Raw genomic sequence first — 22,047 nt, 5'->3', positions numbered from 1 at the left:
ATTCCCCAAGGGTACCGCGAACGCCGAAGCTGCGGCCAAAATGGGTTAAAATAGACTGCCTCTAAAGAGGCGTGAGGATGAGAATGAGCGGGTCAGACTTCGAGCGTGACGCAATCAAAGATGGCATCCCGGCAGTTGATCCGGGCTCGACCAACCGCGAGCATAACTGGCGTCCAGCTGCTGAAGGTCTATACGATCCCACCCTTGAGAAAGACTCGTGCGGCGTCGGCTTCATCGCAAACATCAAGGGCAAGAAATCGCACCAGATCGTGTCCGACGCGATCAACATTCTTTGCAATCTGGAACATCGTGGCGCCGTAGGCGCCGATCCGCGCGCCGGCGACGGCGCAGGCATCCTCGTACAAATTCCGCACGCATTCTTTTCGCGCAAGGCGAAGGAAGCCGGCTTCACGCTCCCTGCCCCCGGCCAGTACGCCGTCGGCGCGCTGTTCATGCCGCGCGAGAAGCCCTGGCGCGAAGTGATCAAGAGCATCGTCGCCGACAAGATCAAGTCCGAAGGCCTGACGCTGCTCGGCTGGCGCGACGTGCCGACCGACAACTCCTCGCTCGGCGAGACCGTGAAGCCGACCGAACCGAACTGCATGCAGGTGTTCATCAGCTGCGGAGATTGCGCGGACGAAGAAGATTTCGAACGCCGCCTCTATATCCTGCGCAAGGCGATCTCGAACGCGATCTATCAGCGCCGTGAACGCGCGCTCGCCGGTTACTATCCGGTGTCGATCTCGTGCCGCACCGTGGTCTACAAGGGCATGTTCCTCGCCGACCAGCTCGGCAAGTATTATCCCGACCTGCACGAGCCGGATTTCGAATCCGCTTTGGCTCTGGTGCATCAGCGATTCTCGACCAACACCTTCCCGGCATGGTCGCTGGCGCATCCCTACCGCATGGTCGCGCACAACGGCGAAATCAACACCCTGCGCGGCAACGTCAACTGGATGGCCGCGCGTCAGGCCTCGGTGTCGTCCGAGAAGTACGGCGAGGACATCGAGAAGCTGTGGCCGATTTCCTACGAGGGACAGTCGGACACCGCCTGCTTCGACAACGCGCTCGAATTCCTCGTGCAGGGCGGCTACTCGCTGTCGCACGCAATGATGATGCTGGTACCGGAAGCATGGTCCGGCAATCCGCTGATGAGCGAAGAACGCCGCTCGTTCTACGAATATCACGCCGCCCTGATGGAGCCGTGGGACGGTCCCGCCGCGATCGCCTTCACCGATGGTCGCCAGATCGGCGCGACGCTCGACCGCAACGGCCTGCGTCCGGCGCGCTATCTCGTCACCAAGGATGACCGCATCCTGATGGCGTCGGAAATGGGCGTGCTGCCGATTCCGGAAGACCAGATCATCACCAAGTGGCGCCTGCAGCCCGGCAAGATGCTGCTGGTCGACCTCGAGGAAGGCCGTCTCATTCCCGACGACGAGATCAAGGCGGAACTGGCCAAGAGCCACCCCTATCGCGAATGGCTCGACCGCACTCAGATCGTGCTCGAGGACATGAAGGACGCGCCAGCCAAGGCGGCGCGCTCGAACCTGTCGCTGCTCGATCGCCAGCAGGCGTTCGGCTATTCGCAGGAAGACCTCGCCGTGCTGATGACGCCGATGGCCTCGACCGGCGAGGAAGCCGCGGGCTCGATGGGCACCGACACGCCGCTGTCGGCGCTGTCGAGCAAGCCGAAGTCGCTGTTCACCTATTTCAAGCAGAACTTCGCGCAGGTCACGAACCCACCGATCGATCCCATTCGCGAAGAGCTGGTGATGAGCCTCGTCTCCATCATCGGCCCGCGCCCGAACCTGTTCGACATCGAGGGCCTGTCCAAGACCAAGCGCCTCGAAGTGCGTCAGCCGATCCTGACCGACGCGGATCTGGAAAAGATCCGCTCGATTTCCGACGTCGCGGACAACCACTTCAAGTCGCGCGCGCTCGACACCACGTTCCACGCCGGCCTCGGGGCTTCGGGCATGGAGCAGGTGCTCGAAGAACTGTGCGGCCGCGCTGAAGCCGCGGTGCGCGAAGGCGTCAACATCATCATCCTGTCGGACCGCGCCGCGGGCTCGGACCGGATTCCGATTCCGTCGCTGCTCGCGACCGCCGCCGTGCATCACCACCTGATCCGCGTCGGCCTGCGCACGTCGGTCGGCCTCGTGGTCGAATCCGGCGAACCGCGCGAAGTGCATCACTTCGCCTGCCTTGCAGGCTACGGCGCCGAAGCGATCAACCCGTATCTGGCGTTCGAGTCCATCATCGCGATGAAGGACCAGTTGCCCGCCAAGCTCGACGACAAGGAAATCGTCAAGCGCTACATCAAGTCGATCGGCAAGGGCCTGCTCAAGGTCATGTCGAAGATGGGCATCTCGACCTATCAGTCCTATTGCGGCGCGCAGATCTTCGACGCCGTCGGTCTGAAGGCGGATTTCGTCGCGAAGTACTTCGCCGGCACGCATACCCGCATCGAAGGCGTCGGTCTGGCCGAAATCGCCGAGGAAACCGCGCGCCGCCACACCGACGCGTTCAGCGACGCGCAGGTCTACAAGACCGCGCTCGATGTCGGCGGTGAGTACGCTTACCGCTCGCGCGGCGAGGACCACGCCTGGAATGCCGAAACCGTGTCGCTGCTCCAGCACGCGGTGCGCGGCAACTCGGAGGATCGTTATCGCGCCTTCGCGAAGGTGCTGAACGAGCAGGCTGAGAAGCTCCTGACGCTGCGCGGCCTGTTCAGGATCAAGACCGCCGAGGACGACAAGCGCAAGCCGGTGCCGCTCGATGAAGTCGAACCGGCCAAGGACATCGTCAAGCGCTTCGCCACCGGCGCGATGTCGTTCGGCTCGATTTCGCGCGAAGCTCACACCACGCTGGCGATCGCGATGAACCGCATCGGCGGCAAGTCCAACACCGGCGAAGGCGGCGAGGAAGCGGATCGCTTCAAGCCGATGGCGAACGGCGATTCGATGCGCTCGGCCATCAAGCAGGTGGCGTCGGGACGTTTCGGCGTGACGACGGAGTACCTCGTCAACTCCGACATGATGCAGATCAAGATGGCGCAGGGCGCGAAGCCCGGCGAAGGCGGACAGTTGCCCGGCCACAAGGTCGACGCGACCATCGCCAAGGTGCGTCACTCGACGCCGGGCGTCGGTCTGATTTCGCCGCCGCCGCATCACGACATCTACTCGATCGAAGATCTCGCGCAGCTCATCTACGACCTGAAGAACGTCAATCCGGACGGCGCAGTTTCCGTTAAGCTCGTCTCCGAAATCGGCGTCGGCACCGTTGCCGCCGGCGTTGCGAAGGCGCGCGCGGATCACGTCACCATCGCCGGCTTCGAAGGCGGCACGGGCGCGTCGCCGCTCACCTCGATCAAGCACGCCGGTTCGCCCTGGGAAATCGGCCTCGCCGAAACCCACCAGACCCTGGTGCGTGAACGGCTGCGCAGCCGCATCGTCGTCCAGGTCGACGGCGGCTTCCGCACCGGACGCGACGTCGTGATCGGCGCGCTGCTCGGCGCGGACGAAATGGGCTTCGCCACCGCGCCTCTGATCGCGGCGGGCTGCATCATGATGCGCAAGTGCCATCTCAACACCTGCCCGGTCGGCGTCGCCACGCAGGACCCGGTGCTGCGCAAGCGCTTCACGGGCCAGCCCGAGCACGTCATCAACTACTTCTTCTTCGTCGCCGAGGAAGTCCGCGAGATCATGGCTTCGCTCGGCTACCGCACCTTCCAGGAGATGGTCGGCCAGAGCCAGATGCTCGATCAGACGACGCTGGTAGCGCACTGGAAGGCCAAGGGCCTCGATTTTTCGAAGCTGTTCTTCAAGCAGAAGGCCCTGCCCGGCCAGAAGATCTATCACGCCGAGGCGCAGGACCATCATCTGGACAACGTGCTCGACCGCACCCTGATCAAGGAAGCGCAGGCGGCGATCGACCGCGGCGCACCGGTGAAGATCGAGGCGGAAATCCACAACACCGACCGCAGCGCCGGCGCGATGCTGTCCGGCCTCGTCGCCAAGACCTACGGCCACACCGGCCTGCCGCTCGACACCATCCATGTCAGCCTCAAGGGCACGGCAGGTCAGGCGTTCGGCGCGTGGCTGGCGCGCGGCGTCACCCTCGATCTCGAAGGTGAAGGCAACGACTATGTCGGCAAGGGTCTCTCCGGCGGACGCATCATCGTCCGGCCGCCGAAGAACTCAGGCATCGTGCCGGAAGAGTCGATCATCGTTGGCAACACCGTGATGTACGGCGCCATCGAAGGCGAATGCTACTTCCAGGGCGTCGCCGGCGAGCGCTTCGCGGTTCGCAACTCCGGCGCAATCGCCGTGGTCGAGGGCGCGGGCGATCACTGCTGCGAATACATGACCGGCGGCATCGTGGTGGTGCTCGGCAAAACGGGACGCAATTTCGCGGCCGGCATGTCCGGCGGGGTAGCCTACGTCATCGACGAGGACAACACGTTCGAGAAACGCTGCAACATGGCGATGGTCGAACTTGAGCCGATCCTGTCCGAGGAAATGGTCAACCAGAATGCGTTCCATTCGTCGGGCGATCTCGAGGCCCACGGCCGGGTCGACGTGTTCTCGAACCTTCTCGGCGAGGATGTCGAGCGGCTGCATGTACTGATCACGCGTCACGCCAAGCTCACCGGCTCGGCGCGGGCGCAGCACATCCTCGCGAACTGGAAGCAGTATCTGCCGATGTTCCGCAAGGTGATGCCGGTCGAATACCGCCGCGCGCTGAAAGAAATGAAATCGCGCGAGCCCGAAGAGCCCAAGATCGCGATCGGGGCGTAATCTAGCCGCCCGTCACCCTGAGGTGCGAGCCGCATTGCGGCGAGCCTCGAAGGGCGATGGGAATGAAAACCGGTCATCCTTCGAGGCGCGCAAGAGCGCGCACCTCAGGATGACGAACAGAAACTGATAGACGAGCATTCAGAGGCGTCGGGGTAAATGGGTAAGCCTACAGGTTTTCTTGAGATAGAGCGTCACGACCGCAAGTACACGCCGGTCTCGGAACGGGTGAAGGATTTCAAGGAATTCGTCATTCCACTGAGCGAGAAGGACACGCGCGATCAGGCCGCGCGCTGCATGAATTGCGGCATTCCTTATTGCCACGGCACCGGCTCGGTTCAGCCGGGCACGCCCGGCTGCCCGGTCAACAACCAGATCCCGGACTTCAACGACCTCGTCTACAACGGCAACTGGGAAGAAGCGTCGCGCAACCTGCACTCGACCAACAACTTCCCCGAGTTCACCGGCCGCATCTGCCCGGCGCCGTGCGAAGCGTCCTGCACGCTGAACATCGACGACAACCCGGTGACCATCAAGACCATCGAATGCGCCATCGTCGACCGCGCATGGGACAGCGGCTGGCTCAAGCCTGAAGTCGCCGCAGCGAAGACCGGCAAGAAAGTCGCCGTGGTCGGCTCCGGCCCCGCGGGCCTCGCCGCCGCGCAGCAGCTCGCACGCGTCGGTCACGATGTTCATGTGTTCGAGAAGTTCGCCAAGGCCGGCGGACTTCTGCGCTACGGCATTCCCGACTTCAAGATGGAAAAGGGCATCATCGACCGCCGCGTGGCGCAGATGGAAGCCGAAGGCGTCACCTTCCACTACAACACGCCGGTCGGCGGCGCTTATGCCGGTGCGATCGAGCCGCAGGATCTGCTCAAGGTTTACGACGCGGTCGCGCTGACCGGTGGCGCGGAAGCGTCGCGCGATCTGCCGATCCCCGGCCGTGAGCTCGACGGCATTCACTTCGCGATGGATTTCCTGCCGCAGCAGAACCGCCGCGTCGGCAACGAACCGCTCGGCGACGTCCGCGAGATTCTCGCTGGCGGCAAGGACGTGGTGGTGATCGGCGGCGGCGACACCGGCTCCGACTGCATCGGCACGTCGATCCGCCAGGGTGCAAAGTCGGTGACGCAGATCGAAATCATGCCGGCGCCGCCCGAGCGCGAGAACAAGGGCCTGAGCTGGCCGAACTGGCCGCTGAAGATGCGCACCTCGTCCAGCCAGGCCGAAGGCGCGATCCGCGAATACGCCGTGCTGACGCAGAAATTCTCCGGCGGTGACGGCAAGGTCGCCAAGCTGCATTGCGTTCACGTCGACGACAAATTCCAGCCGGTGCCCGGCAGCGAGTTCGAGCTGAAGGCCGAACTGGTGTTGCTGGCGATGGGCTTCGTGCATCCGGTGCATGAGGGCTTGCTGAAGAAGCTCGGCGTCGAGCTTGATCCGCGCGGCAACGTGCGCGCCTCGACCAACAACTACCAGACCTCGGTGCCGAAGGTATTTTCCTCCGGCGACATGCGCCGCGGGCAGTCGCTCGTGGTCTGGGCGATCCGCGAAGGCCGTCAGTGCGCCGCCGCGATCGATCAGCATCTGATGGGCGCGACCACGCTTCCTCGCTAATGTCTGTTTGGGCATGATCTGGTCCGAAAACCGGTTTTCACTTTTCGGGATCATGCCCTCATGACAGCCCTCATTTATATCGCAGCAGCCCTCGCCGAAATCGGGGGCTGTTTTGCGTTCTGGGCGTGGCTCCGGCTCGGGAAATCCATCGCGTGGACCGTTCCGGGCACCGCATTGCTGCTGCTGTTCGCGTACCTTCTCACGCTCGTGCCGACCGACGCCGCCGGACGCGCGTTCGCCGCCTATGGCGGCGTTTACATTGTCGCTTCGCTGGCGTGGATGTGGGCGGTGGAAAGCGTGCGTCCCGACCGGTGGGACGTCTCAGGCGCAGCGCTCTGCCTGGCCGGAGCCGCGATCATCCTGTTCGGCCTGCGCTCCGTCTAACCCGCATCGCAAACAAAAAGGCCCCGTCCGGTGACGGGGCCTTTTCGTCGCATTATCCAGTGCTGCTGCTCAGCACACCGTTACTCGATGACGCGAATGACGCGGCGCGTCCGCGGCTCGACGATCACACGACGGTCGTTCACGACCGCATAGTGATATTCGACGTGACTTGGCACCGGGCGCAACTCGACGTAATCCGGCAGCGGCTCACCGACTACCACGCGCTCCTTCACCACAACCGAAGGCCCCGGCAAACCGGTGACCGAGGAAATCACAGCCGCCGGAATATCGATGGCGGTGCCGACCGCGGCACCAACCGTGCCACCGACCGCTCCGCCAACAGGACCGCCGATGGCATGACCCGTGGCTGCGCCGTCGCGCGCGCCTTCCACCGTGGCGCTCTGCGCAAGCGCAATGCCCGGCGTCAGGGCGATCACCGCAACTGCCATTGCCTTACGAATCTTCATGTCATCCTCCATCCGTTGAGAGGGTGACCAACGGCTCAAGGCTTGGGGTGTTCCGAACCAACCGAAGGAACTGCGTAGATTTCTTGAAGGGAACTGCAACTGGAACTGAGCAGCGTTTAATTCCGTTCCTCCCCACGGAAGCGGGGACCCACTCTTCTGAGTATCTTGATTCCCGCTTGCGCGGGCATGAGCGGAGAGAGCAACTGAAATCAGTTCTTCTGAATCCAGAACTGGTACATCTGCGCGAAGGTTGAGGGATTCTCGGCCTCAAATGCCGCCCAGTTGGCAAGATTAGTCGCCGTCCTGTCGCCGGGGAAACGACGCAAGTAACCTGTCCGCGCCGGGGCTTCAAATCCGAGGAATGTAAAGCCGCTTTCGCCCAGAAAATCGGCGATCTGCGGAATCGAGAACTGATGCTCCTGAACGTGAAACAGCAAGTCGCGGCATTCGCTCATGCTGAAGAAGTCGCTGAACTGCGTGATGTTGTGCAACTCATCGCCCGGCGCGCGGGCGGCAAACTCCGCCCGCAACCGTCGCACCTCCGGAACTGAAAAGCCTCGTCCCTGCTGCGCGAGATAGGCACGCGCGGTGTTGATGTCGCGCCGCGCCGTCGAACTGTAGAGCCCGATATGCATTAGTCCGCCTGGGCGCAGCAGACCGGCGAGCCTGCGCCATCCCGTCAGCGGCTCCTTCAGATGATGCAGCACGCCGCTCGAGTCGATGACATCGAACGTCTTGTCGCCGTCAAGCGCCAGAATGTCCGCCTGCGCATAGTGCAGGTTGGTCAGCCCCAGTTCTTTCGTTTTCCTGATTGCGTAGCTGAGGCTGCTGAGGCTGAGATCGATCGCCAGCACCTTGGCTGACTTCAGTTGCTGCGCACGCTGGATCGCATGCTGTCCGGTGCCGCATCCCGCGACCAGAACATCGGGCGCGCGGTCACCGAGCGGCTTGTACGGTGCGCCGGGAAACCGCATCCCGATATAGGCATCGATCGGCAGCGCCTGCGTCTCGGCGAAGACCCTGCTCCAGCGCGGATAGGGGTTTTCCTCGTATTGCGCGCGCACCTTTTCCGAGACGTCATCTTCGATCGCGGTCAGCCGCTCGATCGCGGGGCGGATCGCCAGTTCCTGGCGATGATCGACGATCTGCTGCGCAACAAGCGCGGCCATCGCGCCGGGCCATGACTGCGCAGCGAGTTTGTCCGCTCCGGCAAGAGAGTGCAGCGGCAGGTAGCTTGCAAGGATCGCAACTTTAATCGGCGCGACAGGTTCGTTCCGCGCGATAGCCTCGGCGACGTCATCGCGAAGCCGGCCAAGCTGAGCAGTCTCGTCTTCGGTGACGTCGACAACGTATTCGTTGATAAAGCCCTGTTGTCCGAGCGCCGCCACCAGCGGCAGCCACGCTTCATCGGACTCAAGCGCACCGGTCGCGATGTCGTTCAGCGCCGCGCGGCGCACCGCCGTCAAAGCCCGTTCGACCGCGACGGTCGTAACCGGCGATGCGCTCAACAACGCCTCAAGCAGGCCATCGCTGCCGAGCGCTGCCAGATCGGCCGGGCTGAACATTTCGTTCAGCGGGACCCGGCCTGCCTGCGATGCCCGCTCGACGCAGCGCGCCATCGCCGGCGTGCGCAGCAGGATCGTGCCTGCCGCCGCCGCCAGATCGCGCGGACGGCACCACGGCTCGCGCAAGGCGCGCACCAGAAGCTGGATGACATTCGGATCGAGCTTGATGGCCGCCGGATCGAGCGAGCGGAGCGCCATCACGAATGTCGACTTGAGACCGGCAGCGTCGTCCGTCCGCAATCCTGCGATCGCAGCAGCGAAAGCCTCGGCGGGTCGGCCGTGCAGCAGCAGCAACGCGCCGAGATTGTTGTGCGCGCCCGGAAAGTCCGGATCGATCTCCAGCGCCTTGCGGTTGTGCATGATGGCGTCGTCGTCGCGTCCGCAGTCGGACAGGATGCGCGCCAGATTGTAATGCGGTTCGGGATTACGCTTGTCCGATGCAATCGCCTTGCGCAGCAGATCGATCGCCGCGTCGCTGTGACCCGCCTGATGCGCGAGCAGACCGAGATAACTGAGCGCGCCGGTGTGGCGCGGATTGGCGGCCAGCACATCGCGATAGTTCGCCTCGGCATCGCGCAGCCGTCCGGCCTGATGATGCGCCATGGCCTGCCGGAACAGGGTTTCTTCGAGGAGACCTGACGGCCGAGCAGCGGCCTTGCCGGTCTTTTCTTCAGCCCGGCGTTGTTTTCTGTTCACGATCTCGACCTGACGGATATTTCTGGAGCAGCCGCGCGGACCCTACTGCATCGAATTGAGGCGATCCAGACGCGGTGATGGCGCTGGTTACCAGCGCGAGAAAAGGCCCGAGAACGGCGACTGCCCAAAAAAGCCCGGCGGCCGCTGGTATCCGTCACGCGGGCCGGGACCGGCGCGCTGACGCTGCTGCTGGGGCGGCGCGGAGGGATTGAACAGTCCCTGGACGACGACTTGCTGCTTCTTCGGCTTCGGCTTCGGCGGCACGGCGGTCCCGTCGGACGGCGCAGCAGCCACCACCGGATCGCTGGGCGGAGCGCTCAGCGCGCCGACTTCGCGGCGCGGCCAAGCGAAATCATCGGCGCGGCCGGCGGGCGCGGCGAGCGGCTCACCCTTCACCAGCGTGCGCGCGGCAAGCGCATCGACCGATGCAGGCCGCGTGCCGACACCGCCGAGCAGTTCATCGGTGCCGACCTGCGACGCCACCAGCGGCATCACCGGTCCCATCAGCGGACGCGGACCTGCTTCGCCCGGACGGATGTTGGAATCGGGCGCGAAGGTTTCACTCGGTACGGCCAGCGGTCCGGTATGGGCTGCGAGCACGCGGCGGATTTCACGCTCGGTGTAGTGCGCGAGCTTGCGCGCGCCGGCCTTGGTGAAGAACACGCCGTCGCTTGAACGCAGGCGGCGGATCTGGCCCTCAAAATCCGGGCCCTGCTGCGCGAAGCGTCCGGCGTCATCGACGAAGCCGTCCCATACATCGACATAGGTGATGCCCGCCTTGCCGGCGCCATCGCGATACAGCGCATCGAGGAACAGCATGTCCGACGTGGCCTTGGCGCCGCGCACCGCAGGCAGACCGACCCAGAGCACTGGCACGCCTTTGGACTTCAGGACCGCGATCATCTCCTCGATCTTCTTCGCGTACAGCTCGACCCAGCGCTCCTCGCGGAAATCGTGCATGCCGCCGGAGCGCTGCGCTTTGTCTGGTGCCATGATTTGTGGCTGATCGTCGTCGTCCGCAGCAGCATCCGCTTCCGCAGGCTTGCTGTCAGCGCTCTTGTTCTCGGCGCTGGTATCGGCCGGCTTGTCGCCCGGCTTCGCCGCAGTATCCGGCTCGTTTGGCTTGGCGCGCGAATCCTTCTTGGCGTTCTTCTTATTGTCGGCCTTGTCACCGGGCTTCTCGCCCGGCTTGGCATCGGCTTTCTTTTCGACCACGGGTTCGCGGATCGGAAGCCGGTCGTGCAGGCCGAGCATCACCACGATAACGTCGGGCTTCTCGGTGGCGAGAATGCCCTTCGCGGCCGCGGCCCAGTCCGCCGGATCGCCCTTGGGCTGATACTTCAAAAGACCCGACACGGTCTTGTGCTTGCGGATCACGCCGAGATCCGGCGTTTCCGACAGCGCATCTTCGAGGCCGTAGGCAAGCCAGTCGGCCATCGCGTCGCCGAGCACCAGCACATTGCGGTCGGCGGGGGCGTCGCGCTTGGCGGCCGCCGGCGCACGCGAGGAATCCACCGGTCGCGGCGCCTGTGGCGGACCGAAGTTGTCCGTGAACGGCGAGAAGAAACCGCCGCCGCGCTGCGGAGGTGGCGCGGGCCGCTGCGGACGGCCGAAACCGAAGTCGAAGAACTGCGCCGACGCCGGCGCCACGATCCCGAACAGCATCATGCCCGCGACCGCAAGGACCGCGAGTGGTCCGCGTTCGGTGAACACGCTCAGGAAAGATTTCGGTTTCGGCCTGTTCGACATGGATCTTGGTCGCTCGCCCGGTGGCCACGGTTTGCATGCGGGACGCAAATCATCCGCCCCAAGACTTCGGCCAAAAACTCCGAATAATGGGCCCATAAACCGGGGTCCGGCCGCATCCGTCAAGTGCGCCCGGAAAATGTCAACTTGAAGGTGTCCAGCCCGGCCGGATGAGCCCGGAACCCCTTCTTAAGTCACCGGTTTTACCGCCGGCGCAGCCGGTCCAGCACGCCGGACGAAGCGAACCCATCGGCGGGCGCCCCGATCGAGGCCTGGAAGCTGCGCAGGGCATTACGGGTCTCGCCGCCGAGGTTCCCGTCCGGCTCGCCGCGATAGAACCCGCGCTGCGCCAAAAGCTGCTGCAGTTCGAGCCGCTCGGTGCGCGACAGCACCCGCTCCTGCCGCGGCCATTCCTGCAGGAACGGCCCGCCGCCGCGCAGCCGGTCGGCGAAATGCCCAATGGCGAGCGCGTAAGCCTCCGACGGATTGTAGCGCATGATGGAGCGGAAGTTTCCGAGCATCAGGAAACCCGGTCCGTCCGCACCGGCAGGCGCCAGCAGGAACGCCTTGTCGCTGTTGCGCGGAAACGGCTTGCCGCCGGCGCGCCGGACGCCGAGCTGCTCCCACTGCCCGATGGTGTAGCTCTTGGCGCGGTCGGCATGGAGATAGTTGAAGCCCTGCGGCACCTCGACCTCATAGCCCCAGGTCTGCCCCTGCTGCCAGTTGTCCTTTTTGAACTTCGCCGCCGTGGACGCGATGATGTCCGGCACGTCATCGACCACGTTGCGCTTGCCGTCACGGTCGAAGTCCACCGCGAACCGCTTGAACGCGGTCGGCATGAACTGAGTCGCGCCGAATGCACCGGCCCATGAGCCGCGCAGCTGCTGCGGCGTCAGATCGCCGTGATGCAGGATTTCAAGCGCCGCCAGAAACTCGTCCTTGAAGTAGCCCTGACGGCGGCCGATGCAGGCCAGCGTCGCGGTCGAGTTCAGCACGCTGCGGTCGCCGCCCTGCGTCGAGTAGTTCGACTCGATGCCCCAGATCGCAGCAATAATGTAACGGTCGACGCCGTAGGCTTTCTCAACCGCGGCGAAGGTCGCCGCGTGTTGCGCCAGCACCTCGCGGCCGCGCGCGAGCCGCGCATCGGTGACGAGAATATCGAGATAGTCCCACACCGCCTTGGTGAATTCAGGCTGCGAGTCCATCAGGTCCATGATGCGCAGGTCCGGCGACAGATCCGCGGTGAAGCGCTGGAAGCTCGCCTGCGAGACGCCGCGCCGATGAGCCTCCGGCCAGAAGCCGGCAACGCAGCGGTCGAAATTCGCGGCCGAGCGGCGGATCGCATCCGCCGTCATCAAAGGATGACCGGACGCGCCGTCTTCGCCGCTCCATTCCTTCGGCGGGGCCGCCTGCGCCATGCGGCGCGGCGCGGGCCGCATCTGACGCGGAGCCTGTGGCTGCTGCTGGATCGAGCCGGTGATGTCACCGCGCGGCTGGACCAAGCCGCCGCGGCCCGAGGCGGTCTGACCATGGGCCGGACCGGCCATCAGCGAGACCACCGCGACCACCGACACAGTCAGCGCCGCGCCCGCGACCATCAGCCACGCGCTTTGTTCACGATCGATCCGTGTCATTGGTCTCCACACCCGCTCAAGACTATCCCGGATACAGGAGGCCCGGACAGGGTTTCCACCCGATTAACAACGCAACATTTTCCGGCGGCGAAGTGGCGCAGCGGTATGTCATTCCCTGCAAAGCGCTCCTCACCTGCTCGCTTTGCTCGCGAGGGGTAACCGGCGAAGGCCCGCCTCAAAAAATCCACACGGCACTCAGGTGCCGTTCATCCGATAACCTTTACGGAACTCATGCCTGTTCCTGGCCCGTCCCGCCGTTTTTCAGCCCGATAAAACCTGCTAACACCCCTCAACGTTCCCTCAGCCTGCAAAGAGCCTCATGAAAATCCGTAAAGCTGTGTTTCCCGTCGCCGGTCTTGGCACCCGCTTTCTCCCGGCCACCAAGGCCATGCCGAAGGAAATGCTCACCGTGGTCGACCGCCCGCTGATCCAGCATGTGGTGGACGAAGCGCTGGAAGCCGGCATCGAGCATCTCGTGTTCGTCACGGGCCGCAACAAGGGCGTGATCGAAGACCATTTCGACCGGCCCTATGAGCTTGAGGACACGCTGCGCGAGCGCAACAAGCTGAAGGAAATGGACATCCTGGAGCGCGACCAGCCGGAAGCCGGCGCGACCTCGTTCACGCGCCAGCAGGCGCCGCTCGGCCTCGGCCATGCGGTGTGGTGCGCGCGCGACATCATCGGCAACGAGCCGTTCGCGGTGCTGCTGCCGGACGTGCTGGTGAAAAACAAGCCGAGCGGCCTGAAGCAGATGATCGACGCCGCCAACGCGGCGGGCGCCGACAAGGCCAACATCATCGCGGTGGAAGAAGTGCCGATGGATCAGGTCCACATGTACGGCGTGGTCGGCGTCGGAGCGCCCAAGGGCGACATGTTCGAACTCAACGGCATGGTCGAGAAGCCGAAGAAGGAATCAGCACCCTCGAACCTCTCGATCACCGGGCGTTACATTTTGCAGCCGGAAATCTTCAACGTGCTGGAGACCCAGCCGAAGGGCGCGGGCGGCGAAATCCAGCTCACCGACGCGATGCTCGGCCTTGCCAAGTCACAGCCGTTCTACGGCTTCAAGTTCAAGGGCAAGAGCTACGACTGCGGCTCGAAGTCGGGTTTCCTCGCCGCGAACATCGCGTATGCGATGGACCGCGAAGACCTGCGCAGCGATCTGCTCATGGAGATGAAGAAGTATATTTGAGCGCGAGCGGCGATCCTTCGATCCCGTCATTGCGACCAAAGCTGCCGCGCTAACGTCACACGTCATTGCGAGTAAAGCGGCCTGATTAAGCCACTCGTCATTGCGAGCGAAGCGAAGCAATCCACTCTCCCAGAAGGACTGGATTGCTTCGTCGCTCCGCTCCTCGCAATGACGTTGATCGTTCGTCCTCACCATTGCTGGGCGCGGCGAGCCACTGAACGCGCCCCACCCTCAATCGTCATCACCGGGCTTGACCCGGTGATCCACGACTTCGCTGCGCTATCTTAAGAGAGGCGTGGATGGCCGGGACAAGCCCGGCCATGACGAGAAGCGCGTAGCCGGGAACGGGTTAGACGAAACGCGCGCCAATGCGTGGTACCCAGCCGCGCCCCAATGGAGAAGTATTTCAAATAGACTGCCGCCTCCGCGAGGCGGAAGCCCGCAGGGTAGAAGCTCTAGCCTTGAACACAGGGTTAATTCGTCCGGCAGCTTGGAGACGGCCCAAAAGGCTTGAAAGCGTTTTTTCACGTTGCATCCCCTCATCACCCACTTCCAAGCTCTTAAAATCAGCAGCTATTTTTCGATGCAACTTGTTTGGAATGCGGTCACCCTCAGAAGCAACGCATACACCTGTAATAACTTTAGGATCGTTCGCACTGAACTTGCGGACCTTATGAGATTTCAAGCCATATCGGGCGACGATCGTTCTGATCTGCATTAAGGTAGAGTTCGTTGCGGCACGTCCACTGAACGTCATATCATCCACGTAACAAGTAAACGTTAGGCCAAGACTTGTCGCGAGAGCAGATATCTCGTCAAACATCGGCTTGAATGCATAGTACGCGAGTATAGGGCTGGCACTACTGCCAGTCGGAATTTTTCCTTCAAATGTAAGCAGATTGGCAAGCAACTTTGCTACGTCACTCCTGCAGCGCAGGGACGTCCGCAGAAATCGAAGTATCGCGGCATGTGGAACAGACGCGAAGAATTTCTTGATATCGATCTTGATAACGGGTTCGTCGCGAGCGTGGGCCGCAGCGTTAGAGATGTAAGAGCGCCCCCGCACCGCCGAGTGCAAATATTCAGGAACAGCCACCTTCGACAACAACCGATGAACACGCAGATGAACAGCCTGCAACCGTCGTTTCGGCTCTTGTATCGGCCGGCCGTCAATTTTGAAAAGCTTGTAATTACCTATAATTCCGGCAGAAAGGCCTAGCAGATCAGCCTCGCTGAATTGCATGGACTTCGTGGACAGCCTTCGCGCCAGATCTCTTGGAGATTCTATCGCGAACAAAAAGCACTCGTCGAGCCGAAGATCGTTGCGGCGCTTCCTCATTTCTTGATCTCGTGCGTACTATCGCGAGAGGTCTCTTCAAGCCACTCCAACATGTTAATTACTTTAGACGCCATAAACGCGCGCGAGCGTTCATGCCAACTGTCCGATTCCAACTCTTCGGAAAAAAGCATCAGCGACGAAAGAGGAAGCTGAAAATAAGCAGCATATTTCTCCAACACATCAAGACTTGGCCTCCGGTTTCCGTTTTCCAATTCTGAAATGAAGGATTTTGATAGCTTAAGTTCTTCCGCGAGGTCCGCTTGCGTCAACCGATGATACTGACGAATGAGTTTTAGCGCGCGATAGTTCATCCCCGAAGTTGTGCCTTTGTGTTTTGACTTCAACGCATGGATCATGATTACGCTCTCCCGAAATGAAGGGAATTTGCTTAGAAGTCTCCAAGCAGTCGCTTCAGCGCACGCAGAACCCGATCAATCGAAAGAAGGATCGAGAGCGCGAGAAGAATCGTTTTCCGGTTGACGAGCTTGCGCAAGAGTGCGCGCACCCACTTCCAGAACTTGGCAGTATTCCGTTCGGCGCTTGGCGGATCATTGGTTGAATCAACCATTGTCTTTCTCCTGTTCACCTCGACGAAATTGTCTCGGCGCCTTTGAACAAGAGCATCTCGAACGGATTGACTTCTAAGCTCCCTAGCGAGCACCTGCCTTTGGTGCTCGCGTTATGGCGGCGGCGTGGCTCGCGTCAGAGAAGAACAGACGAAAGACAGACCCCCGTTTGGGAGGACCCTTTCGGGTCCCTAGGACAAGTAAGTGTGTCCGGCAGCAAGCGGCATGGACGTCAACCAAACGCGAAACGAATCTACCTCGATTCGGAGACCCCGTCAATGAAAGTTCTCTATAAGTGAACTTTCATTGACCAGTTAAGGCGTTGACAGAAATCCAATGTAGGCTTATATTCCTATAGCTTCATTCATGAGGGGCGCTTCTAGAGGCGTTCTTGAAGTGGAATGAAGCGCGGCGCCTGCGCGCGTGGTTCGCAGCCACACGTCCGGGAGGCTGAGGGTCACCGTCCGGGCCAACTACGTGGCTCTGCCGTTCGCGGCTGGACGCGGTGAGGACGAAGGCGGCGAAAGCCGGCCGGATCAGGGGTCGATACGCTCCCCCATCCTCACCCGGAAGTACGGTCCCGACGCCTAAGACGCCGCAGCGGATGTTTGCCGCAGCGTTCGCTGTGGCGAGGATTCGCGCGCTGCGGTTCGCGGCCTCTTTCGGAGGCGTCCGCACGCAGCGTCGATGGAGCGCCGCAAGGCGATGCGCTCTTTCGTTTTCCGCCTTCGCAAGCGGCGAACGATCGAGCGACGACAACGATGTTGCGCCTGGCGGCGCTCCATCTCCCCTCATTTATAAGGGCGCGAACGAGGCAGGCCTCGCGCGCGCTTATCGAGGGGAGCCGAAGCCCAACCCGCGCCATCGGCGCGCGGGAGCGCATTGGCGTGGGCGCGTGAAACTTTGAAGTGGCTGTTTGAAAATCGAATCGGGAGTCGAGGTGACGCGTGCTGTCGCAACACCCACAATCGTCATCACCGGGCATAGCCGTCTGAAGGACGGCGTCGCTTCGCTCGCCTATGACCCGGTGATCCACGACTTCACTTCTTGGCGCTCTCAGAGGAAGACGTGGATGGCCGGGACAAGCCCGGCCATGACGAGAAGCGCATGCGCCGGGAACAGGTTAGACAAAACGCGTACCGATGCGTTGGTGCCGCAGCCAGAAACCGGCAAAATCAGCTGCGTCCATCATCCCCGTTGCGGCCGGTTGTCACCCGGCGCATGCGAAAGGACAACGCGCGGGCAACCATGGGTTCATGCTCACATTTTTGTGTGGAATTTTACCGTAACGGCGGGGTCTTATCCGCGTATCTAGGGCACTGGCGGAAACGCCCTGCCAACGAAGAGGACCATCATGGATCGCACACAGTTCCGCCGCATCGCTCTCGCCCTGACCGCCGCCGGCGTGCTGGCGCTCGGCTGGTTCACCGCGCCCTCGCGCGCCTCCGAGGAAGCCTTCATCATTCCGCCGCCGGCCGCCGACATCGCCCCCATCGAGGGCCTGAAGACCTTCGTGCTCGCGGGAGGCTGTTTCTGGGGCGTGCAGGGCGTCTACCAGCACACCAAGGGCGTCACCAACGCCGTGTCGGGTTATGCGGGCGGCAAGGCCTCGACCGCGAATTACGAGGCGATCGGACGCGGCACCACCGGCCACGCCGAAGCCGTGCAGATCACCTACGACCCGAAGCAGGTGACGCTCGGCAGGCTGCTGCAGATTTATTTCTCGGTGGTGCACGATCCGACCCAGCTCAACCGCCAGGGCCCGGACACCGGCACGCAGTATCGCTCGACAATTTTCACGTCGGATTCGGCCGAGCGCAAGCTGGTGCAGGATTACATCGCGCAGCTCAATGGCGCGAAGGTCTACAAGAAGTCGATCGCAACCACGCTCGAACCGCTGCAGGGCTTCTATGCGGCGGAAGATTATCATCAGGACTATCTGACGCTGCACCCCAACCAGCCCTATATTGTGTTCAACGATTTGCCGAAGATCGAGAACCTGAAGAAGATCTTCGCCGAGAACTATCGCGAGAAGCCTGCGCTGGTGCGCGCGGCCAAAGCGAGCAACTGAACGCCTGTCACACGGCGTTGGCGACCCAGGCTCAAGGCGGCGGACCGGAAACAGGTTCGCCGCTTTGATGTGAGAACCACACCAGCGAAAGGAGCTAGCGAATGACCGACATCAAAACGAAGACCGGCTCCGGCACCATCGAGAAGTCCGACAGCGAGTGGCGCAAGGAACTGACGCCGATGCAGTATGCCGTGCTGCGCGAGAAGGCGACGGAGCGGCCGTTCAGCGGTGAGTACGATCATTCGTTCGATCCGGGCACCTATGTCTGCGCCGGGTGCGGGCAATCGCTGTTCACGTCGGACGACAAGTTCGATTCCGGATGCGGCTGGCCGGCATTCTCCGCGCCCGCCGCCGAGAGCAGCCTCGCCGAGGAGCGCGACGTGTCCCACGGCATGGTGCGAACCGAAGTGCTGTGCTCGAAATGTCAGGGCCACCTCGGCCACGTGTTCCCGGACGGGCCCGGGCCGACGGGATTGCGTTACTGCATCAATTCCGCGGCATTGAAACTTCTGCCCGAGTAAACTCGTCTCTCTTTCCAGAAAATTTAAATCCGCGCGGCTTGTCAAAGGCTGCGCGGACCCTATCTGTCGCTTCTCGTTCGCATACGAACGACACAAAACGGCTAACAAAAAGCGCTTCCAGACAACTTTCCCGCCAAGGAATTCGTGATGTCCACCAGATCGCGCCAGACCGTGCTGGCTCTCGGCCTTGCAGGCCTTCTTGTCGAGGCCGTGGTGTCGCACCCCGCCTTCGCCGTCGGCAGAGTGACCCTGTTCAAGGTCGTCTCGCCGCAAAACGAAATCGTGATCGGCCTCACCAAGGCCGAACTGGCCCAGATGCCGGGCAAGACGCCGGACGCCGTGGAAAAGGCGCTGCGCAGCGCCGGCGCGCTCCAGGTCTGGCAGTACGGTGTCCGCCGCGGCGTCAGCGGCGTGATGGAGCAGGCCCCGGTGCGCAAGATCGAGATCGCCGCCGATCCCGCCACCCACATCGAGTCTTATCTCTCGCCGCTCAAGGTGGTGTCGGTCACCGACGAAATCCTCACCGAAGCGATCCAGTAGCGCGTCAGCCGCGTGGTTCTGACGGTGTTCGTGGCCGTGCGCTTGCCGGGTAAAATCCGGTAAAATCCGCCCCCGCAAAACCAATCGGCCGCCGCGCGAACCGGCAGACCCTGCGGCGCAACTTTGCGCACCCGCTAGTGCATTGAAATTCAAGCACTTATTGGGCCCGCATGCGATTGCGTCATGCCATTCATCATAGGGCGTATGACAGGTCGCAATTGGCGAAAAAAGGCCTATATTAGAGTCTGTTCTGGAATGAATGACACGTGCCGAGCGGCGCTCCCCCGGAGGCCGCACTCCGGCGTTGTTTCCATCGAATCCCAAATCAAGAAGGCCGAGATCATGGCTGCGTTCAATTACAACACCGAAGCCGAACTCTTTCCTGCGGCAATCCGCAAGAAAAAGCGCGCCGGCTTTGCGTACCGCCGGTTCCCGACCGCAGCCGAGGCCGTGCAGTTCGCCATCGAACAGCTTCCCGCCGACAGCCTGAACGGCGCCTACCTCCAGGTGGACGAGGCCCGCTTCGACCAGAGCGGCATCCGCACGCTGTATGAAAGCGAAGCGTTTCCGCTCGAGCGCAACCGGCCGGAGCCTGTGGCTGCGCCCGAGGAAGAAAAGCAGACCGCGACCGGCTGAGTCATTAGCCGCTGATCCGATAGCGGCTGACCGCGAACCGGCTGATCTTTTCATCGCGCCGGTTCTCACGTCTCTTTCTCAACGCTTTACCCCTTCGCTCAGCTTCTTGGCTGCTTGTCCATCCAGCGCTTGAGCATCCGCATGTTGCGCATGTTGGCGCGGAACATGACGTCGAAGGCGTCGCCGGCGAACGGCACCAGCCCCACCACGCCGTCCACCGCGACATTGCCCAGCATCCGCGCCACCAGATATTTCGGCGCGCCGAGCGCCCTCGCCTCGCGCACGATCCACAGCGAGATCGCCGTGGTCAGAATATCGCCGAAGATCGGCACGAGGCCGATCAGGCCGTCGATGCCGTAGCGGATCTTGGTGCCCGGCACCACGAAGGCGACGTCGAGCAGCTTCGAGAGCGCATCGATGCGCGCGAAGCGCTGCTCGCGCGTGAGCGGCCCGAACGAAATTCCGCCGAGCGCGCTCTGGAAATCCGCGCCGCCCTGAAACTCGAAGCCGGACGTGCGGGCGCCAGCGTCGAACGGCCCGCGCCCGCCGAACCCGCCGGGACGCACCTCGTTGCCGTCCTGATCGATGATCGGCGGCCGCTTGGTACCGCTGCGGCGGCTCGCCGTGCGGTCGAAGATGTCGTCGGTCATTTTGGCGCTCGTCATGGTGGCGTCAGCTCCATTGTCCTCTCGCGCGGGAGATTGTTTTGCGCAAGCTCCCGTACATAGGAACGAGCAGGCCTTTCGCAAGTTGCGTCAAGGTGGCGCGGCTTTAAATCGCAACCGCCGGTCATATATGAGGTCCCATGAGCAGAGCTTTCGTCAAGGAACAGGACGCCGACAGCGTCATCGATCTGCCGGACCGCGTGATCTCGGAGCACCCGAACGAGGTGACCGCGCAAGGCCATGCGCTGATCGAGGCCGAGCTGAAACGGGCGCAGCAGGCCCACGCCGATGCGCAGGCGGCGAATGACCGCGACGCCATCGGCCGCACGGCGCGCGACATGCGCTACTGGGACGCGCGGCGCGGGACAGCGCATGTGATCGCGCCCACTGACGACACCTCGCAGGTCCGCTTCGGCCACACCGTGAAGCTTTCGCGCGACGACGGCCGCGAACAGACCTTCCGCATCGTCGGCGAGGACGAAGCCGATCCCGCGAAGGGCACGCTGTCCCATGTCGCGCCGCTGGCGCGCGCGCTGTTCGGCAAGAGCGTCGGCGACACCGTGCGCGCAGGCGAGCACGAACTGGAAATCCTCGACATCCGTTGAGGTCGCGCGCCACCGCGCGCCCATGGTCATGCAGCCCGTCACCAGACACCGAGCCGTTCCAACCGCCGCAGGGCGATCTGCCGCATGCGATCGTTGATGCGCGCGATCTCCTCCGGCGGCGCGTTGAGCCGCGGCTCCTTGAGCTGGCACACCATGTCGGGTCCCTGGCAACGGCGCGCGCGGCGACAACGCTTCACCGGACAGTCGCGCCAGTTCTCGTAAGAGTCCGACAACCCGCGCATGATGCGCTCAACGCCGGCGTCGGACAAAAGATAGTCGCGCGTCCCGTCGGACATCTCGATGAGTTCGTCCTGCGCGTCATCGGTGTTTTTCGTCGTCTGTTGTGCCGCCTCTCTTGTTATCTTGCCCATGCCTGTCTCCTTTCCTGATTTTTGCGCGTGCGTGATCGCTTTCCCGCGTGAAAAACGCGGATGTCCGTCCAGCGATGTCTTCAAACCGTGTGCCGCCTCTCTTTGAAGAGAGGGAGGAGGAGCGCCGAAAGACGCGCCTTGGTAGTTTGTGCGCGGCCGGCTTCGTGTCGCCACGAGAGGCTGGCCGCGAAACGCCTTTCAGCGCTCCGCCGCGGCGATTTCTGTCCTCGGGACCGTACTTCCGGGTGAGGATGGGGGAGAGTATCGACCCCTTATCCGGCCGGCTTTCGCCGCCTTCGTCCTCACCTCGTCCAGCCGCGAACGGCAGAGCCCCATAGTGAGCCCGGACGGTGACCCGAGGCCTCCCGGGAGCGGAGAAGGACGTCCCTCCTCGCGCACGCAGGCGCCGCATCCCGCCCGCGCATCGAAGCGTCCTAGGACACGCCCGTCAAGTGAGGCGGGATGAATAGGAATATAAGCATAAGATGCGGCAAAATTGTGGCGCTTGTGTACCCTTCAAGTTTTGGTACACGATACAACCTCAAATTGAGGAACTTAAAATGGTTCAGGGTCAACCTACCCAACGCACCTTTTTCGAAGAAGAAAGAATTCACCGACTTACTTTTTTAGAGT

18 protein-coding genes are annotated in these 22,047 nt (G+C 62.7%); 9 read left to right on the top strand and 9 right to left on the bottom strand.

What is annotated here, in order from left to right; translation table 11 throughout:
- The first annotated feature begins 83 nt into the window (after window positions 1-83).
- The 3 genes from gltB to HNQ36_RS21645 all read left to right on the top strand — a co-directional run bounded on the left by gltB (window position 84) and on the right by HNQ36_RS21645 (window position 6,800).
- Entirely contained in the window at window positions 84-4,802 is a 4,719-nt protein-coding gene (gltB, locus tag HNQ36_RS21655) for a glutamate synthase large subunit (RefSeq protein ID WP_184088682.1), read from the top strand.
- 156 nt (window positions 4,803-4,958) lie between these two features.
- On the top strand, window positions 4,959-6,416 hold the full coding sequence (locus tag HNQ36_RS21650) for a glutamate synthase subunit beta (protein ID WP_184088680.1): 1,458 nt from the start codon (window positions 4,959-4,961) through the stop codon (window positions 6,414-6,416).
- Between the two features lie 60 nt (window positions 6,417-6,476).
- A complete protein-coding gene (locus tag HNQ36_RS21645; protein WP_184088678.1) occupies window positions 6,477-6,800 on the top strand; it encodes a YnfA family protein in 324 nt (107 codons plus the stop codon).
- Window positions 6,801-6,880: 80 nt separating this feature from the next.
- On the opposite strand, the gene HNQ36_RS21640 is transcribed toward HNQ36_RS21645, so the two are convergent.
- The 4 genes from HNQ36_RS21640 to HNQ36_RS21625 all read right to left on the bottom strand — a co-directional run bounded on the left by HNQ36_RS21640 (window position 6,881) and on the right by HNQ36_RS21625 (window position 12,908).
- A complete protein-coding gene (locus HNQ36_RS21640; RefSeq protein ID WP_184088676.1) occupies window positions 6,881-7,267 on the bottom strand; it encodes a DUF1236 domain-containing protein in 387 nt (128 codons plus the stop codon).
- Between the two features lie 209 nt (window positions 7,268-7,476).
- Window positions 7,477-9,528 (bottom strand): tetratricopeptide repeat protein, encoded by a 2,052-nt coding sequence (locus HNQ36_RS21635; RefSeq protein ID WP_184088673.1) that lies wholly within the window; start codon window positions 9,526-9,528, stop codon window positions 7,477-7,479.
- Between the two features lie 87 nt (window positions 9,529-9,615).
- Window positions 9,616-11,277, bottom strand: coding sequence for an SGNH/GDSL hydrolase family protein (locus HNQ36_RS21630; protein WP_184088670.1), 1,662 nt, complete (start codon window positions 11,275-11,277; stop codon window positions 9,616-9,618).
- A gap of 200 nt (window positions 11,278-11,477) precedes the next feature.
- Window positions 11,478-12,908 (bottom strand): lytic murein transglycosylase, encoded by a 1,431-nt coding sequence (locus tag HNQ36_RS21625; RefSeq protein ID WP_184088667.1) that lies wholly within the window; start codon window positions 12,906-12,908, stop codon window positions 11,478-11,480.
- A gap of 319 nt (window positions 12,909-13,227) precedes the next feature.
- On the opposite strand from HNQ36_RS21625, the gene galU reads away from it, so the two are divergent.
- Window positions 13,228-14,100, top strand: a complete 873-nt coding sequence (gene galU / locus HNQ36_RS21620; RefSeq protein ID WP_184088664.1) for a UTP--glucose-1-phosphate uridylyltransferase GalU — start codon at window positions 13,228-13,230, stop codon at window positions 14,098-14,100.
- Window positions 14,101-14,506: 406 nt separating this feature from the next.
- Here the strand turns inward: galU and HNQ36_RS21615 are convergent, their stop codons facing one another.
- The 3 genes from HNQ36_RS21615 to HNQ36_RS21605 are packed head-to-tail and all read right to left on the bottom strand — an operon-like array spanning window position 14,507 to window position 16,007.
- Window positions 14,507-15,439, bottom strand: a complete 933-nt coding sequence (locus HNQ36_RS21615; protein ID WP_184088661.1) for a reverse transcriptase family protein — start codon at window positions 15,437-15,439, stop codon at window positions 14,507-14,509.
- Window positions 15,436-15,795 (bottom strand): helix-turn-helix domain-containing protein, encoded by a 360-nt coding sequence (locus HNQ36_RS21610; RefSeq protein ID WP_210312150.1) that lies wholly within the window; start codon window positions 15,793-15,795, stop codon window positions 15,436-15,438. Before HNQ36_RS21610 ends, HNQ36_RS21615 begins: the two co-directional genes overlap by 4 nt.
- A gap of 32 nt (window positions 15,796-15,827) precedes the next feature.
- Window positions 15,828-16,007 (bottom strand): hypothetical protein, encoded by a 180-nt coding sequence (locus tag HNQ36_RS21605; protein WP_184088658.1) that lies wholly within the window; start codon window positions 16,005-16,007, stop codon window positions 15,828-15,830.
- Window positions 16,008-17,359: 1,352 nt separating this feature from the next.
- On the opposite strand from HNQ36_RS21605, the gene msrA reads away from it, so the two are divergent.
- From msrA to HNQ36_RS21585, 4 genes are all read left to right on the top strand, one after another.
- The gene (gene msrA, locus HNQ36_RS21600; protein WP_184088656.1) at window positions 17,360-18,076 is read left to right on the top strand and encodes a peptide-methionine (S)-S-oxide reductase MsrA; all 717 of its coding nucleotides are present in this window, start codon (window positions 17,360-17,362) and stop codon (window positions 18,074-18,076) included.
- A gap of 101 nt (window positions 18,077-18,177) precedes the next feature.
- A complete protein-coding gene (gene msrB, locus HNQ36_RS21595; RefSeq protein ID WP_184088654.1) occupies window positions 18,178-18,597 on the top strand; it encodes a peptide-methionine (R)-S-oxide reductase MsrB in 420 nt (139 codons plus the stop codon).
- A gap of 147 nt (window positions 18,598-18,744) precedes the next feature.
- Entirely contained in the window at window positions 18,745-19,137 is a 393-nt protein-coding gene (locus HNQ36_RS21590; RefSeq protein ID WP_184088652.1) for a hypothetical protein, read from the top strand.
- A gap of 342 nt (window positions 19,138-19,479) precedes the next feature.
- Window positions 19,480-19,773, top strand: coding sequence for a hypothetical protein (locus HNQ36_RS21585; RefSeq protein ID WP_019195654.1), 294 nt, complete (start codon window positions 19,480-19,482; stop codon window positions 19,771-19,773).
- A 98-nt stretch (window positions 19,774-19,871) separates the two neighbouring features.
- Here the strand turns inward: HNQ36_RS21585 and HNQ36_RS21580 are convergent, their stop codons facing one another.
- Complete coding sequence (locus HNQ36_RS21580; protein ID WP_184089146.1) at window positions 19,872-20,423, bottom strand: DUF4112 domain-containing protein; 552 nt, start codon at window positions 20,421-20,423, stop codon at window positions 19,872-19,874.
- A 155-nt stretch (window positions 20,424-20,578) separates the two neighbouring features.
- On the opposite strand from HNQ36_RS21580, the gene greA reads away from it, so the two are divergent.
- Window positions 20,579-21,043, top strand: a complete 465-nt coding sequence (gene greA, locus HNQ36_RS21575) for a transcription elongation factor GreA (protein WP_184088650.1) — start codon at window positions 20,579-20,581, stop codon at window positions 21,041-21,043.
- 38 nt (window positions 21,044-21,081) lie between these two features.
- Here greA and HNQ36_RS21570 read toward each other — a convergent pair whose 3' ends face one another.
- On the bottom strand, window positions 21,082-21,414 hold the full coding sequence (locus HNQ36_RS21570) for a hypothetical protein (RefSeq protein ID WP_184088648.1): 333 nt from the start codon (window positions 21,412-21,414) through the stop codon (window positions 21,082-21,084).
- Window positions 21,415-22,047 lie beyond the last annotated feature (633 nt).

Source organism: Afipia massiliensis (genome assembly GCF_014203115.1).
Taxonomy (GTDB): Bacteria; Pseudomonadota; Alphaproteobacteria; order Rhizobiales; family Xanthobacteraceae; genus Afipia; species Afipia massiliensis.
This window is presented reverse-complemented; position numbering and strand designations above follow the sequence as displayed.

Excerpts from the sequence above, each read along its gene's own strand:
- gltB (WP_184088682.1), top strand. The coding sequence starts at position 84 with ATGAGCGGGTCAGACTTCGAGCGTGACGCAATCAAAGATGGCATCCCG.
- HNQ36_RS21650 (WP_184088680.1), top strand. The coding sequence starts at position 4,959 with ATGGGTAAGCCTACAGGTTTTCTTGAGATAGAGCGTCACGACCGCAAG.
- HNQ36_RS21645 (WP_184088678.1), top strand. The coding sequence starts at position 6,477 with ATGACAGCCCTCATTTATATCGCAGCAGCCCTCGCCGAAATCGGGGGC.
- HNQ36_RS21640 (WP_184088676.1), bottom strand. The coding sequence starts at position 7,267 with ATGAAGATTCGTAAGGCAATGGCAGTTGCGGTGATCGCCCTGACGCCG.
- HNQ36_RS21630 (WP_184088670.1), bottom strand. The coding sequence starts at position 11,277 with ATGTCGAACAGGCCGAAACCGAAATCTTTCCTGAGCGTGTTCACCGAA.
- HNQ36_RS21625 (WP_184088667.1), bottom strand. The coding sequence starts at position 12,908 with ATGACACGGATCGATCGTGAACAAAGCGCGTGGCTGATGGTCGCGGGC.
- galU (WP_184088664.1), top strand. The coding sequence starts at position 13,228 with ATGAAAATCCGTAAAGCTGTGTTTCCCGTCGCCGGTCTTGGCACCCGC.
- HNQ36_RS21615 (WP_184088661.1), bottom strand. The coding sequence starts at position 15,439 with ATGAGGAAGCGCCGCAACGATCTTCGGCTCGACGAGTGCTTTTTGTTC.
- HNQ36_RS21610 (WP_210312150.1), bottom strand. The coding sequence starts at position 15,795 with ATGATCCATGCGTTGAAGTCAAAACACAAAGGCACAACTTCGGGGATG.
- HNQ36_RS21605 (WP_184088658.1), bottom strand. The coding sequence starts at position 16,007 with ATGGTTGATTCAACCAATGATCCGCCAAGCGCCGAACGGAATACTGCC.
- msrA (WP_184088656.1), top strand. The coding sequence starts at position 17,360 with ATGGATCGCACACAGTTCCGCCGCATCGCTCTCGCCCTGACCGCCGCC.
- msrB (WP_184088654.1), top strand. The coding sequence starts at position 18,178 with ATGACCGACATCAAAACGAAGACCGGCTCCGGCACCATCGAGAAGTCC.
- HNQ36_RS21590 (WP_184088652.1), top strand. The coding sequence starts at position 18,745 with ATGTCCACCAGATCGCGCCAGACCGTGCTGGCTCTCGGCCTTGCAGGC.
- HNQ36_RS21585 (WP_019195654.1), top strand. The coding sequence starts at position 19,480 with ATGGCTGCGTTCAATTACAACACCGAAGCCGAACTCTTTCCTGCGGCA.
- HNQ36_RS21580 (WP_184089146.1), bottom strand. The coding sequence starts at position 20,423 with ATGACCGACGACATCTTCGACCGCACGGCGAGCCGCCGCAGCGGTACC.
- greA (WP_184088650.1), top strand. The coding sequence starts at position 20,579 with ATGAGCAGAGCTTTCGTCAAGGAACAGGACGCCGACAGCGTCATCGAT.
- HNQ36_RS21570 (WP_184088648.1), bottom strand. The coding sequence starts at position 21,414 with ATGGGCAAGATAACAAGAGAGGCGGCACAACAGACGACGAAAAACACC.